Source organism: Acinetobacter sp. WC-323 (assembly GCF_000314615.1).
Classification (GTDB): domain Bacteria; phylum Pseudomonadota; class Gammaproteobacteria; order Pseudomonadales; family Moraxellaceae; genus Acinetobacter; species Acinetobacter courvalinii.
Window position 1 is genome coordinate 1 of record NZ_AMZS01000045.1, and the last position, 15615, is coordinate 15615.

Below are 15615 nucleotides of genomic sequence, written 5' to 3' on the forward strand. Positions count from 1 at the left end.
TGATGTTGCTAAGTAAATGACCTTCTTTACTGAGTCATCAGATGAAAAGATTTTCCTTTTCTTCGTTGAATGGCGTATTACGCTATTCAACGACTCAATCGCATTTGTTGTATAAATAGCATGACGTATTTCGGCTGGATAGCTAAAGATCGTTCGGATATTTTCCCAATTGGCCCGCCAGGATTCTCCAATTTTGGGATACTGGTGATTCCATTGATCACAGAAGATGTCTAGGGACTTTAAAGCATTTTCCTCTGTACTTGCCTGATAAATCGCTTTCAGACCCGACGTAACAGCCTTGTAGTCTTTCCAGCTTACAAATCTCAGGCTATTGCGTACAACATGCACAATACACAGTTGAATATCAGTATGAGGGTAAACAGAGGCTATCGCGTCAGGAAAGCCTTTTAATCCATCTACACAGGCAACAAGAATGTCCTGTACTCCTCGATTTTTTAGCTCTGTCATGACTGACAGCCAGAATTTGGCACCTTCTGTCTGAGCAATCCACATACCCAGTAATTCTTTTTGCCCATCCATATTGATGCCTAAAGCAAGGTATACGGACTTGTTAATCACATTGGAGTGCTGACGGACTTTGACAACAATACAGTCAAGATAGACAACAGGATAAAGGCTATCTAAGGCTCTATTTTGCCACTCAGTCACTTGCTCAATCACAGCATCGGTAACTTTGCTGATGAGAGATGCTGACACATCGGCATCGTACATTTCTTTGAAGAAGGCTACAATTTCCCTATTAGTCATTCCTTTTGCATACAGTGAGAGGATTTGGTCATCCATACTGGTGATGCGTGTTTGGTGCTTTTTGATAATTTGTGGCTCAAATGAACCTTCTCGATCACGGGGAATATCTAAAGCCAGTTGTCCATCTTGAGTTGTAATGGTTTTAGAACTAAACCCATTACGGCTATTTGAGCCTTTCTTGGGCTGATGCTTTTCATAACCGAGATGGTCTGAAAGTTCAGTATTGAGTGCAGTTTCAATCATGAATTTTTTAAAGACTGCTGTCATTTGGTTTAAGTCTTCTGGTGTTTTTAGACCTTTAGCCAATTCGGCAGCCATACTTTTGATTGTTGCTTCATCCATGTGAAGTACCTTTTGTAATTATCCTCTGAAGGATAAATGAAAATTAAGTACTTACACAAAATTTAGAACAGTCCCCTTTCATCGCATGAAATCTAATGTATCATGATCACCAAACACTTTAAAAAGGTTCTTCTCGACTATGAAATTGCACGTCCTTCTTGTGTCTCAATTTAGCTCAAACCTAATCTGGCGCTTGTACCAGAAAAACTAGGCAACTGTCAGTTTAGGTCTGAGCTACTACAACAAAATATTTAAATTTACTCAATTAAGTTAAGATATTCCTGTTCAGTTAATACCTTAACTCCTTTATCACGAGCTGCATTAATCTTAGTTTCTCCGACCTTATCGCCAGTTACCAAATAGGTAGTTTTACTGGTAACCGATTTAGCCACTTTAGCACCAAGTGCTTTTGCATTCTTTTCCATATCGTCACGGGAACCTTGTTGCATCGAGCCAGTAAATACAACGACTGCTCCAGCTATAGGCGAATCTGAATTTTCTCTTTCAGATTCCTTGGGCGTAACACTTAAGTTGAAACCTAGGTTATATACTTTGAAAAACTCTTCTCTAACGTTTGATAAACCTTCAACAATAGCTTCAGCGCTTAATTCTGCAAAGCCATCTATTCTAACCATATCCTCGACTGATATTTCAAAAAGCTGAACTATGGCATGGTGCTGAAGTAATTTCTCACAGTTTCCACCGGCTAATCGGCTAACTCCAAATGCTGCAAGAAATCTCCAATCCTCTATTTCAATCTCTCTACTTGCTTCGAGTTGATGGATAAGATTCTGTGACGTTTTATCTCCAAATCCAAACTCGATAAATTGATGCTTAGGAATCTGATAGATTTCGTGGATGTGCTTAACTCCTTGATTAGCTATTTTTTCAATTACTTTTGGCCCAAAACCATCGACATTACCCAATGTTTTAAAAAAATGAATCAGTGTATTCTCGGTTTGAGCAGGACAGTCTGATTTATTAGGGCATATTAAATGATCGCCTTCCCAAATAAGGTGAGCTCCACAACTAGGACAATTTTCAGGTAATTCTGGCTCTGCTGGTTTGATAACTTCTTCAATTTTTGGAATAACTAAGCCACTTCTGACTAGCTTAATGATTGCACCTGGGCCAACCCCATTTGCCTTCACCATACGATAGTGATGAACGGTTGCCCTGCTTAAAGTAGCTCCACTAAGTTTTGTAGGAACCAATTCAGCTACTGGTGAAACTCGACCAGTCCTTGAAGTCTGAGGAACTACTCTCAATACTTCGACTTCAGCCGATTCATCATTCACTTTAAAAGCAATTTGCCATCTATGAAATTTTCTTGTAGAGCCCATATGCTCTTTAATTGGCACATTTGTTGTCTCTAAGACTAATCCGTCAATATCAAAATCAACTGAGTTCCATATTCTTTCTAGAATACTCTCAAAGTTTGACAACAAATCTTCAATGCTTCCAATCCAGTTATCTAATAGTGAAAAAGGGTAGAAAACACAAGCACCTTCATCAATTGCATTTTGAACATCTTCATCAACTTTCTTTTCAGCAATAATTGCTGCTTGGATATTGCGTGAGTTTTCAAATTTTTCACTCAATACTTCATCAAAGTAACTTTTATTGATTACAATTTCGCCAGCACCTAAACCTCTTCCTGCATTTTTTGCTACTTTGAGTCCTCTCTCAAATGCACGAGTAATATCTTGACCTCTTACCCCATCACCTCGGGTGTAGAGAGTTATACCATCATCATAAGCAGCATAACCATCAAGTTTTGGTGTAACCCTAATTTCAATTAAATTTTGATCAAATTCAATTTCTGACGCGGCTTTAGTAATTCTTTCTGTCCATTTTTTAATTTCATCAAAAGAATATGCTTTATCAGTAGAAAGCATTTTCTTTGGAAGTGGAACTGTCTTACTATCAATTAAAACTTCAGGCTCTACACTTAATAAGAATGGATTCTCTGGATCAAGAGTTTTGAAGTAGCTAAGATATTCATCATACTTATCATCTTCAATAATCGGATAACCAGATCTGTAAAGAGCATTGGCTACTTTAAGCAATATTTCCAACTCTTTTAAATTGTGATCGTTTGAAGAAAAGAGCTTCTCTAAATCGTCTGTATTTGAATTAAGCCCTAGTTTTTCAATAATGGCGATTTGGTTGTCGTTAAATTTATATTTAGACATTACTGCTACCCTTACACTGCCATTTGAAAATCTAATTGAGTTCTACTTGAAACATTTGAGTTTATGGTGACACCTACATCACCAGTACGGTAGACACTGACGGTATCGCCAACGCGCACATCTAAACGATGAATTTCACCAATATTGTGTAAGGTCACATTTGATACCGTTACCCCACCCACAAAGACAGGTGCTAAACGTGCAACCGGTGTCAATGTTCCTGTACGACCCACTTGCCAGTCAATATTTTCAACTTTGGTCAGTGCGGCCTGTGCAGGGAATTTATAAGCCGTGGCCCAACGCGGTTCACGACTCAAAAAACCGAGTTGCTGCTGCTGTTTAAGGCTATCCACCTTAATCACCATACCGTCAATTTCAACCTTGAGGTCTGGGCGTTCTTGTTGAATCTGTTCATAGCGCTGTTGTACTTCTTCAATTGAAGCACACAAGAATTGACGTTCTGCAATTTCAAAACCAAATCGGGTTAACCAGTGCAAACTGTCATGCATGGTCTCAAGTCCATGATTCGGTACACACTGCGCAATCCCATAGGCATAAAACGCCAATGGGCGTGAGGCTGCAATATTCGGATCAAGCTGTCTTAAGCTACCTGCTGCAGCATTACGTGGATTGGCAAAGGTTTTATCACCTTTGGCTTCCTGATCGGCGTTGAGCTTTTCAAAGCCCTGCTTCGGCATCAATACTTCACCACGAACCTCAAGAAACTGTGGAATGGCCTGATGCTGACTTGATAGTACTTTTGGCAAGTTGCGAATGGTTTTGACATTCTGGGTAATGTCTTCACCCGTCTCGCCATCGCCACGGGTCACACCACGTACCAGTACACCATTTTCATACCACAGTGAAATCGCTAAACCATCGAGTTTCAGTTCAACCTCATACTGGACTTTCTGATTCGGTAAACGTTCATCAATACGGCGGGCAAAAGCAAACAGGTCTTCCTGATTAAACACATTGCCCAATGACAGCATCGGTACTGCATGGGTAACACTTTCAAATTTCGATAAGGCTTGTCCCCCCACTTTATTGGTTGGGGTATCTGCCTGAATACAGTCTGGATATTGTTGTTCGAGTGCTTTCAGTTGATGAAATAAATGGTCATATTCACTGTCTGAAATGGAAGGCTGATCCATCACATAGTAAGCATGATTATGTTTTGCAATCAGTTGAATCAACTGACGCATTTGCTCAATAACTGAGTTGTGTTCCATTTAAATTTCACCATATAAAAGGGCGGAAAAACCGCCCTATAACTTTTCACTGAATTTATTATAAAAGATTCATTAAGCTGTTGCTTGATTTGGACGATAATCAATCACGTGATGACGCCAATGTTCTTTTAACTGCGGGGTAAATTCCAGATTATTTTCATCATAAACCTTACCATCCACTTCACGCGCAATTAAACCGGCAATACTGGTCATCATGTCATAACCCGTAACGGCTTTGCTATTTGGTAAAGCCAGGAAGAATGCAAGACCTTGCACCTGTTCGCCAGATAAGGTTTCCAGATCAAAACCCGCTGGGCCATTATCGGTCATACGCAATACCGAGAACATCAAGGCACTTGGTTCATCAGTATTTTCATAACGGTGGAAGCATGACATTTCACCGAAACGTAAACCGTATTTCAATAATACTTTGAGTGCTTTATCACCTGATAAGGCACGGCGCGGATTCGGATAAACATTCAGGGCAATGATCTGCTCTGCGGTGGCTAATGCACTCTCATCGTCGTAGCGTTGCTGTTCATGTAAATGCACATCCAGAATATTACTTTCGCCATCAAACTCTTCAATGGCGACCGTTTCGATATTTGGATTCAAGCTTAGTTCTGCTTCGGTTTTATTTTCCTCAGCTTTCTCTGTAGTCTCTGCATTTTCAGGGACGACTGTTGTTTCTGCTTCAGCAGTCACGGTCTCATTTTTTTGAACAGTTTCAGTGTCTACAACTGCTTCAACAGCTTCTTCTTTAGCAACTTCTGCTGTTGAAACCACAGCTTCTGTTTTTTCTACAGTATTTGCAGTCTCACCTGTTGTTTGTACCGGTGTCTCTACCGCAACCGCATCTGTATATAAGCTTGGTTCAACACGTTCAGTTGTGGTGACCACTTCGTCTGGTAAAACTTGATCTCGTACATGACGAGGAATAACAGGCTGCTGGCTTTCAGGATTGATATATAAATCCGCTTCTAATGACGGCTCGACTGGTTTTGGTTTTCTAAACAGCATCATTAAACCAACGAGCATAATCACAACGGCGATAACAATGCCTATTATTGTATTCATTTCCATACTATGACTCCGCAACTAACCCGTATTCTTTTGCCTGCTCTAAATCGACAGTCACTAATTTTGATGTGCCTGGCTCTGGCATGGTCACTCCCAGTAAGTCAGTTGCCATTGTCATCGCCAATTTATTATGTGTAATGTAAATGAATTGCACCTGTTCAGAAAGCTCTTTTACCAAATTACAATATCGCTGCACGTTAGCATCATCCAGAGGTGCATCAACTTCATCCAAAACACAGAATGGTGCAGGGTTTAATCTAAAGATTGCAAACACCAGCGCCAAGGCCGTCAAGGTTTTTTCACCACCAGACAACAGCGCCAATGAACTATTGCGTTTACCTGGTGGGCGTGCCATCAATTTCACCCCAGATTGCCAGTCATCCTCAAGACTTAAGCTGGCTTCCCCGCCATTAAAGACTTTAGGAAAGAGGACTTGCATCTCTTGATTGACCTGATCAAAAGTGCTCATAAATAACTTACGGGTTTCCTGATCAATGCTTTTCATGGCATCTTTCAGTTGATCAACCGTATTTTGTAAGTCCTGCATCTGGTGACTCAGCTCATCAAAACGCTGCGACACCTCCTCATATTCTTGTGAGGCTGCCAGATTGACCGCACCAATTTTTTCGAACTGCTGCTGGGCCTTTTCCAGTTTCTGCTGATGATCTTTGATTTCAATCGACAGATCGGATAAAGCGTCTGCATTCAACTCTTTCAGTTGTTCCAGATAGTGCTCACGATCCGATTTGGCTGCCTGCCAAGCCAAACGCTTTTGCTCTAACTGTTCACGCACCTGCTCATCTTTTTGCTGGGCTTGATGACGTTGTTCAGTCAATTGCTGCTGTTTCTCTTGAATCTGATTCAGTTCAAGTTGCCATTCATTCCAGTTTTTTTGCAATTTTTCGGTTTGCTGAAATTGCTCGTGGAATTGTGACTCTAAATTCGGCAGTTCAAGCTGAATTGGGTCAACAAATTTCTTTGCCTGTTCAATTTGTTCGATGATCTGATGATATTGCGTTTTCAAGAACGAAATATCTTTCTCTAACAGTTCAATTTGCTGATTGGCCTGAGAGGTCTGGCGACGCAGACTTTCACGTTGCTGTTGCTGCTGAAGCAGTTGTTGCTGTTGCTCATCCAGTTGCTCATTCAGGTTTTCCACCTGAAACTGCAAGGTTTTATAATTTGGCAATACTGCTTCGAGTTTGAGTGCAAGTGCATGCAAATCTATTTCCAGATCATCACGCTGCATCGCATCTTCTTCAAGCTGTAAATCCAGCTGTTTGAGTTGATCTGCCAATTGCTGTTGCTGCAACACAAAAGCCTGCGCGGTACTTTGCAATTTAGCAATTTGCACATCCAGCTGTTGTAGCTCTTTCTGTTTTTGTTTCAGGCTGTGCTGTTGTTGCTGTAAGTGCTGTTGTTGCTGTTGCAAGGTTTGCTGCTGTTGAGAAAATTGCTGTTCCAGTTCAAGCAGCTTAGGCTGTTTCTCCGCAAGTTGCAGCGCTATTTCATCTAAACGCACCTGATGACTGAGCATACCTTGTGCGCTTTGGCTATCTTCATCGTAATGCAGACCAATCACCCAATCTGCACCGACATGATAACCATCCAGCGTTAAAATTGACTGTGTCTGTTGGAGTTGTGCTTGATGCGCTAAGGCGATTGCCAGATTTTCGGCTACAGCCACATTGGTCCAGAGTGAAGATTGCGGGGTTTCGATCCAGTCTGATAGATATTTTAAATCTCCCCTAACCCCTCTTTGAAAAAGAGGGGAACTCCTCCCTTTATCAAAGGGAGGTTGGGAGGGATTCTTTAACTGACGCGCCACACCTTCCTGAAATGACTGCTCATCCTCCAGTAAATGTGCTTGTAACCACTTCGCCAAGAACTTTTCAATGATACTGGCATGGCTTTTACCTTGCGCGGTTAAACGCAGGCTTTGCATCAAACGAAGCATATCCTGCTGCTGTTTCGGACTTTGCTTTGCCACCAGTTGATTCAAATTCTTTTGTTCAGCCAGTAAAACCTGTATTTCGGTTTTAAGCGTTTGCACATCAGTCTTATCCAGTTGTTGTTGTTCTTGTTGTGCCTGTAAATTTTGCTGTAGTTCTTCAATGGCTGCTTCCAGCTCAATCATCTCTTGATGCAGTTGTTGCTGCAATTGCTCAAGCTGCTCCTGTTCTTCATCTTGAACCTGCGCACGGATCTGACCACTTTGCGATTGTAGCGTTTGCTTTTGCTGTTCAATTCGCAGCACATTTTTGGCAAGCTGCTCAATTTGTGCAGCCATCTGCAATTTTTGCTGTTGCTGTTTGTCGACCTGTGCTTTCAGTTGCTCAAACTGCTGCAATGCCTGCTTGTGCTGGGCCTGCACATCCCCCAGATTTTGCTCGGCTGTTTGTGTTTGTTGTTCTAATGCCAACAATGTTTCATTTTGCTCATCAAACTGGGCAGATAAAGTTTCGATCTGGAGTTCAGACAACTGTAAACGTTCTTTGGTCTGGACTTTTTGCTGCTCAAGCTGTACCAGGCTACTGCTATTCTGCTGGTACAAGCTCTGCTTCTGTTCCAGTGTCATTTTGAGCTCAGCCAGTTTTTTCTCTGCCTGTTGCCACTCCTGTTGCAACGGTGAAGACTGCTGAATCAGACGCTGGAATAAAGCACTGGTTGCTTCCAGATCATGTTCAATGGTCTGTGACTCGGAACGCACCAGCTTAAAATTTTCACCCAATGCCGTCATTTCAACGGTATATTCTTGCTGTAATTTTTGACTTTGATTGGCTTGAAAAGACAGAATCTCAATTTTTAAAGTACGGATCTGACCTTCTAAGGTTTTGTATTGAATCGCAGCTTCAGCTTGACGCTTCAAACTTCTCAGCTGTGATTTCAGTTCTGCAGCAATGTCATCTAAACGCGCCAGATTCTGTTCAGTATGCTCTAAATGCTGCAAAGTCTCGCGACGACGCGCCTGATAACGTGATACCCCAGCCGCTTCTTCAATAAAGACCCGCATTTCTTCAGGCTTGGCATCCACCAGACGGTTGATCATGCCCTGTTCAATCACCGCATATGAGCGCGGTCCTAAACCGGTCCCCAAGAAAATATCGGTGATATCACGACGACGACAACGTGTGCCATTCAAAAAGTATTCAGACTTGCCTTCACGCGTCACCTGACGACGGACGGCCAGCTCATTATAGGCGTTATATGCCCCACCCAATTTGCCATAGGTATTGTCAAAACGAAGTTCTACACTGGCGACACCAACAGGTTTACGCTTGGCGGTCCCGGTAAAGATGACGTCCTGCATGCTACCACCACGCAATTGACGTGCGTTGGACTCGCCCATAACCCAGCGAATCGCATCAATGACATTGGATTTACCGCAACCGTTCGGCCCCACAACCGCAGTTCGGTTCGCCTTGAAATTTAATGTTGTACTATCGGCGAAAGATTTAAAGCCTGAAAGTTTTAAACTACTTAAACGCATACTGCCCTAACTAGCGGCGTGAGCGTCTAGCCCAGGCCAATTCAATCTGTTTCATACGTGTCAGAGATTCCAACACAAGGTTACGCAAGTGTCGACAAAAATCTTCCATAAATAAAGCGGCTTGTTGTGATTTTCGGATCAAAATAGCATCAATCACCAGCTTAAACAGGGTAAATGACTCTTGCAGCTCCCGACGCGAGGTATTCAGGGTGAGAAAATAACTGCGACGCAAGGACGGCAACAGTTCTTTATAAAATTGCATTAGGTATGGATTTGCCACCATTTCATGTTGTTCGGCTAAATATTTAAAAATTGCATCGTAAAACTTTTCAATGTCACCAGCGCGTACGAACTCCACCAATTGATCCAGTAAAGCTTGTAAATGCTCTGCTTCATTGGCACGCCAGGTTTCGCTAATCCGTTGCACGATATGCCCGAGTACCATCACATTGGTATCAAACAACGCTTTGACCTGTTGTGCCGACATTTCCGAGACAATCGCACCACGTCGTGGAAAAATCTCGATTAAATAGGTACGTTCCAGTAATAACAATGCTTCACGGACAGAACCGCGACTGACATCCAGTTCTTTTGCAATGCGCAACTCTTGAATACGTTCGCCTTCAACCAGCTCGCCGCTAATAATTTGTTCACTAATATATTTTGCAATCTGTTCAGAAAGACTATCAGCCTCTTCGAGATTCATGAGCGCCTCACTATCTTTGTTATACGCATTGTCCAATGCTATTTACGCTTTTTTGTTTTAACTGATCTCACCCTATAAATTCTATATCATTGTCTGACAATTTTATTGCTTTTTAAGCCAATCGTCCTGAAAAAACACCGATCCATTCTCAAAATAGACTAAAAAATCATTTTTTCTCTGTTAAGTATCAAATATTTATCTTTTTGATGAGTCGTGAACCATTCATCTGATCCAGCATTAGTTTCATGAAATAAATCACAAAAAATATTATTTATATTAAATCAATCGCAATTTAATCATGGATGAATACGCACATAAGCGTGTTCATCCATTCTTGAAGTTCATAACCGAAGAGACAAATTCAGATCTACATCAGCCCTTTGTAGATAAAATAGCACCCAACCACCACCAGTAAGCCTGCAAAGCATTTTTTCAACATGGCGGGCGATAAGCGATGAGCAACTTTGGCACCAAATTTCGCGGTAATAAAGCTCATGACACTAATGCCCAAAAAAGCATAAACATGGACATAGCCAATGGTATTGGGAACGTTAACTTGCTCTTTGGCCCCAAACCACATAAAGCCCAGAGCACCCGCCACAGCAATCGGTAATCCACAAGCAGCAGAGGTTGCAACGGCTTTTTGCATCACCACTCCATGACGATTTAGATAAGGAACGGTTAAGCTGCCACCGCCAATACCAAAGATCGCCGATGCCACACCAATGCCACCACCTGCAGCCAGCTGTAACGCTGCGGATGGCAAGTGTCGATTTGGATCAACCACAGCATGGGCCCCTTTAAACATCTTATAAGCCATCCAGACCGCAAATACGCCAATTACCAGTTGCAAATGCTGCCCTGACATCAAATCGGCAATACCGGCGCCTAAGAATGAACCCACTACCAGTCCCGGTGCCAGATTACGGAACACGGACCACAGCACCGCACCTTTCTTATGATGGGCTGTTACCGAACTGATTGAGGTCACAATAATGGTGGCTAATGATGTCCCCACTGCAATATGCATAATGACATTCGGGTCATAATTCATTTGCGTGAACACAATATATAAAATCGGCACAATAATTAAGCCACCGCCCACGCCAAACAGCCCCGCAGCAAATCCGGCAATTGCACCAATCAGCAAATATATGATTAACTCCATAAACACATGACCACGCTACTTGTAAAAATGATGGATGATTTCGCAACCCGCCAGCTTCAACAGTTATTGAACGCAAAAAATCAGTTTCCCGAAGTGGTCTTACTCAAGACCACCACGACATCAACCAATGATGATATGCGTGAGATTGCAGAAAAAGGGATTACTACAGGACTGGTGTGTAGTGCACAGCAAACACAAGGTCGTGGTCAACATCAACGACCATGGTCCTCTCCTGAAGGAAACATTTATTTAAGCACACTGATCCAGACCAAGACAGCACTCGACGGTCGTCTGGCATTGGAAATTGCGTTAAATATTCTACAGATGCCGAGCTTACACGGTCTTCCTTTACAAGTGAAATGGCCCAACGATTTATATAGCCCTCAAGGCAAATGGGGCGGCATTCTGGTGGAACCGCTATCGACCCATCAAGCGATTATTGGGGTGGGAATCAACCTCACCACACCACCGGTAGAAAATCCAGACCAGCAAATTACCTCATTGCAAATGCTCGGTTTAGATCCGATTGACCGAACCGGCTTAATTGCCGAGCTCTACACAGCAATCCAGCAGGCTGCCCAGTGGTTTGAGCATGGCAGTTATAATCTGGCAGAGCGTTTTAACCATCATGCCATCTGGCTCAATCAGCAAGTTGAATTTGAACATACTCTAGGCAAGGTGCAAGGGCTATTCCAAGGGATTTCCAATGAAGGGGCGGTATTGATCAAGACCGATCAGATCCAGCAATTTTATCAAGGCCGTTTACGTCTCGCATCGATCTGAGGAAGTGAAAATTCTATGAAAAGTTTATGGCTTGATATTGGTAATACCCGCCTAAAATACTGGATTACGCAAAACGATCAGGTGCTTGAACATGCAGCCGAATTACACCTGCAATCCCCTGCTGATCTGTTGCTCGGTTTAATCCAGCATTTTCGTCATCAAAAGCTAACCCAAGTCGGTATTTCCTCAGTTCTGGACTCAGAGAATAATCAGCGGATTCAGATGATTCTGGATATTCTGGATATCCCGATCATCTTTGCCAAAGTGCATGCCGAGTATGCCGGCCTGAGATGCGGTTACGATGTGCCAAGCCAGCTCGGGATTGACCGTTGGCTGCAAGTACTGGCCGTAGCCAAAGCTGATGAAAACTTTTGTGTAATTGGTTGCGGGACAGCGCTGACCATCGATCTGGTGGAAGGATTACAGCATTTGGGCGGTTATATTCTGCCAAATTTATATCTGCAACGGGATTCACTGATCCAGAATACCAAAGGGATCAAAATTCCAGATTCAGCCTTCGATAATTTAAAACCGGGTCATAACACGGTCGATGCAGTCCATCACGGTATTCTGTTGGGTCTGATCAGTACCATTGAGCAAATCATGCAGCAATCCCCGAAAAAGTTGATCTTAACCGGTGGCGATGCCGCTTTGTTTGCCAAGTTCCTTAATCATTATCAGCCTCAAGTCGAATCCGATTTACTGTTGCAAGGTTTAAAACACTATGCTCAGCTCAATTCAGCTTTGAGCAAGGTCTGAAGTGCCTGCAACAACTGTGGAAATTCCTTAAAACCATCTTCCGCACGGAAATGCCCTGCCTGAGTGACCTCAATCAGTTGGGCATTCAGCAGGTTTGAAAATTTAAAGGTCAATGGCACAGGGATCACGGGATCATTACTGGAAAAGAACACCAGTCTTCGCTGAATATTCGCCCTCAGCATGCCGCTCTCAAACTGGGCCTGCTGAATAAAAGCATTAAATTCTGGACGTTGAGCAATCGGGTCATTAAAACCCGCAATAAAAATTCCCGCCTTGATGGTCATGTGCTGCAATTTCTTGGCTAAAAATCTTGAGAGTGCCACACAGGACAGCCCATGTGCTACGACAATACTCCGCTCATTCAGCCCTTTTAATTGCGCTTCCAGACAGGTTTGCCAAATCTCGGCTTCAGGATGACTGGCATCGGCAAGAAATACACGCTCAACGATCAGATCATCACTTTTCAATTGGTGTTCTAACCAGCCATACCAATGCTGGTCGGGATCGGCATGTTCACAATGCAGAATAAATACGCTATTTTTTGAATTATGTGACATATTTAACACTATTTTTCAATAAAAACATAAACTTAGAAACATATTGCTCTTTTTCAATCACACTTAACATTGATATTTTGTATCAATTTTATACAACACCACTCACAACATGAGCATAAAAAAAGGCGCATTACGCGCCTTTTCAGAAAGTCGATAGAACTTACTTTTTCTGGTCATTACTGCCAAATAAAGGGCCCATTCCACCGCCACCGCCGAATTGTTTTTGCATATTGCCTAATGATTTCAGCATTTTGCTCATACCTGATGGATTCGCAAATTTCTTCATCATTTTCGCCATTTGTGCCTGTTGCTTGATCAGTTTATTCACTTCAGCAACGTCCATACCACAGCCGGCAGCAATACGTTTTTTACGACTTGGGTTAATCAGATCAGGATTACGACGTTCCTTGATCGTCATTGACTGAATGATGGCTTCCATACGCTTGACTTGCTTTTCAGGGTTGGCTTTTTCAATTGCGTCCTGAATACCCGCATTGCTCATGCCTGGTAATTTGTCGAGGAAGCCCATCATGCCGCCCATTTTGCTCATTTGCTCAAACTGCATCAGCATATCTTCAAAGTTGAAGTTACCGCCTTTTTGCAGTTTTTTCGCCATTTTTTCGGCTTTTTCTTTGTCGATTTTGCGTTCAACTTCTTCGACCAAAGAAAGGACGTCACCCATCCCCAAGATACGTTGTGCAACACGATCCGGATGGAATGGCTCAAGCGCATCCAGTTTTTCACCAATACCCAAGAACTTGATTGGCTTACCGGTAATGGCACGAACCGAAAGTGCTGCACCACCGCGTGCATCACCATCGGTTTTGGTCAGAATCACACCCGTTAAAGCTAAAGCATCATTAAAGGCTTTGGCAGTATTGGCAGCATCCTGACCGGTCATTGCATCGACAACGAATAAAGTCTCGGTTGGTTTCACCGCCGCATGTAATTCTTTGATCTCGTCCATCATGTCTTCATCGACATGTAAACGACCTGCTGTATCGACAATCAGAACATCAGCAAACTGGATTTTGGCCTGTTCAATAGCACGATTGACAATATCAATCGGCTTTTCAGACGCTTCAGATGGAATGAAACCGACACCGACTTCATTCGATACTGTTTCTAACTGCTTGATCGCTGCTGGACGGTATACGTCGGCAGACACCGTCATCACTTTTTTCTTTTGGCGTTCTTTTAAGAAACGTGCCAATTTTGCAGCAGTCGTGGTTTTTCCCGCGCCCTGCAAACCGGCAAGTAGTACAACCACCGGTGGTTTTGCACTTAAATCTAATGTTTCATTAGCCTCACCCATCATCTTGGTGAGTTCATCATAGACAATCTTTACAAATGCCTGACCAGGAGAAAGCTGAGTCATGACTTCCTGACCGAGCGCTTCTTCCTTAACTTTCGCGATAAATTCACGAGTTACAGGTAACGCGACATCGGCTTCAAGAAGTGCCATACGTACTTCACGCAGGGTATCTTTAATATTGTCTTCGGTCAGCTGCCCTGAGCCAGTAACATTTCTTAAACTCTGTGTGAGTCGTTCTGTTAAGGTATCAAACATTGCGAAATCCGCTTAAAATGGCTAGTTGCAAAAAAATCTTTCTTAAAATAGAAAATTTATGCATAAGATGCTATAGGATACTGTAGTTCGAAGCGAATTTATATCTTATATGGCGAATATTATTCATCCTCCTAAAAAAGGTTTGACATGATCAGTCTCCCCTTGGTTTACACAATTTTGGCACTTATCGCCTATACCAGTTCATTTTGGTATTTGTTTATTCGATTGATGTCAAAACGTACTCCAAATCTTTGGTGTTATGGCCTGATGGTCGGTTTAGGACTGGTGCTACATGCCACCGTTATTTCCCAAGACATGCTGACATCTATTGGGGTGAACTATGATGTATTCAACCTGATGTCCTTCACTTCCGGACTAATGTTGGCACTGAGTCTGATCCTGAGTCTGATTCGCCCGATCCTGCCTCTCAACCTGATTGGCACCCCTGTAGCTGCCTTTGGTTTAATTCTGGGCTTCGCATTTAGCCAACCCAATCAGGTGATTGAACAACATAGCTTTGGTCTGGACCTACATATCATTCTGTCGCTGGCGGCTTATGCCGTACTGCTGATGGCGACCATCCATGCTGTGCTTTTATGGTTTCAGGACCGGGAACTGAAAAAGAAACAAAAACGACGCATCTGGGTGAATTTACTTCCGCCCTTTCAGGTCATGGAATCTGTGTTATTTGACCTGATTATTACCGGATTTGGCCTGCTCACTGCCGCATTATTGTTCGGTTTCTTTACTATTGATAACTTTTTTGCCCAACATCTCGCACATAAAACTGCATTTAGTATCATTTCATGGTTCTTGTACGGCGCGTTATTGATCGGACATTACAAATTTGGCTGGCGTGGACGCAAAGCAATTCGTTTTACCATTACCGGTTTTGTCCTGCTTGCGATTGGTTTTATGGGCAGCAAATTTGTTTTGGAAATGATATTAGGACGTTGATAAAACGT

General features: G+C 42.7%; 12 protein-coding genes. 3 read left to right on the forward strand and 9 right to left on the reverse strand.

Translation table 11 applies throughout. The features are described 5' to 3' along the window. The 7 genes from ACINWC323_RS09285 to ACINWC323_RS09255 form a co-directional block, all read right to left on the reverse strand. Positions 1 to 1110, reverse strand: a 1110-nt coding sequence (locus tag ACINWC323_RS09285) for an IS256-like element ISAba26 family transposase (RefSeq protein WP_009506471.1), incomplete at its 3' end; no start/stop codon positions are given. A gap of 257 nt (positions 1111 to 1367) precedes the next feature. After that, positions 1368 to 3305 carry a BRCT domain-containing protein gene (locus ACINWC323_RS09280; RefSeq protein ID WP_009512265.1) on the reverse strand — a complete coding sequence of 646 codons (1938 nt, stop codon included), beginning with the start codon at positions 3303 to 3305 and terminating at the stop codon, positions 1368 to 1370. Between the two features lie 11 nt (positions 3306 to 3316). Then, the gene (gene ligA, locus ACINWC323_RS09275) at positions 3317 to 4537 is read right to left on the reverse strand and encodes an NAD-dependent DNA ligase LigA (protein ID WP_009512384.1); all 1221 of its coding nucleotides are present in this window, start codon (positions 4535 to 4537) and stop codon (positions 3317 to 3319) included. Positions 4538 to 4609: 72 nt separating this feature from the next. Continuing rightward, positions 4610 to 5620 (reverse strand): cell division protein ZipA C-terminal FtsZ-binding domain-containing protein, encoded by a 1011-nt coding sequence (locus ACINWC323_RS09270; protein ID WP_009512398.1) that lies wholly within the window; start codon positions 5618 to 5620, stop codon positions 4610 to 4612. Position 5621: 1 nt separating this feature from the next. After that, positions 5622 to 9107, reverse strand: a complete 3486-nt coding sequence (smc, locus tag ACINWC323_RS09265; protein WP_009512298.1) for a chromosome segregation protein SMC — start codon at positions 9105 to 9107, stop codon at positions 5622 to 5624. Positions 9108 to 9117: 10 nt separating this feature from the next. Continuing rightward, positions 9118 to 9813: a GntR family transcriptional regulator gene (locus ACINWC323_RS09260; RefSeq protein WP_009512415.1), complete on the reverse strand. Its 696-nt coding sequence runs from the start codon at positions 9811 to 9813 to the stop codon at positions 9118 to 9120. Between the two features lie 367 nt (positions 9814 to 10180). After that, a complete protein-coding gene (locus tag ACINWC323_RS09255) occupies positions 10181 to 10981 on the reverse strand; it encodes a sulfite exporter TauE/SafE family protein (protein ID WP_032881490.1) in 801 nt (266 codons plus the stop codon). A 6-nt stretch (positions 10982 to 10987) separates the two neighbouring features. Here ACINWC323_RS09255 and ACINWC323_RS09250 point away from each other — a divergent pair, with 6 nt between their 5' ends. Together ACINWC323_RS09250 and ACINWC323_RS09245 are read left to right on the forward strand one after the other, a co-directional pair. Then, the gene (locus tag ACINWC323_RS09250; RefSeq protein ID WP_009512317.1) at positions 10988 to 11764 is read left to right on the forward strand and encodes a biotin--[acetyl-CoA-carboxylase] ligase; all 777 of its coding nucleotides are present in this window, start codon (positions 10988 to 10990) and stop codon (positions 11762 to 11764) included. Positions 11765 to 11779: 15 nt separating this feature from the next. Continuing rightward, a complete protein-coding gene (locus tag ACINWC323_RS09245) occupies positions 11780 to 12523 on the forward strand; it encodes a pantothenate kinase (RefSeq protein ID WP_009512272.1) in 744 nt (247 codons plus the stop codon). On the opposite strand, the gene ACINWC323_RS09240 is transcribed toward ACINWC323_RS09245, so the two are convergent. Both ACINWC323_RS09240 and ffh read right to left on the reverse strand, forming a co-directional pair. Further along, the gene (locus ACINWC323_RS09240; protein ID WP_009512294.1) at positions 12493 to 13080 is read right to left on the reverse strand and encodes an RBBP9/YdeN family alpha/beta hydrolase; all 588 of its coding nucleotides are present in this window, start codon (positions 13078 to 13080) and stop codon (positions 12493 to 12495) included. The two genes, ACINWC323_RS09245 and ACINWC323_RS09240, sit on opposite strands and share 31 nt — an antisense overlap. Before the next feature lie 160 nt (positions 13081 to 13240). Further along, on the reverse strand, positions 13241 to 14650 hold the full coding sequence (gene ffh, locus ACINWC323_RS09235; protein WP_004770827.1) for a signal recognition particle protein: 1410 nt from the start codon (positions 14648 to 14650) through the stop codon (positions 13241 to 13243). Positions 14651 to 14797: 147 nt separating this feature from the next. Here ffh and ACINWC323_RS09230 point away from each other — a divergent pair, with 147 nt between their 5' ends. Then, positions 14798 to 15607: a cytochrome C assembly family protein gene (locus ACINWC323_RS09230; protein WP_009512368.1), complete on the forward strand. Its 810-nt coding sequence runs from the start codon at positions 14798 to 14800 to the stop codon at positions 15605 to 15607. The last annotated feature ends 8 nt before the right edge of the window (positions 15608 to 15615 follow it).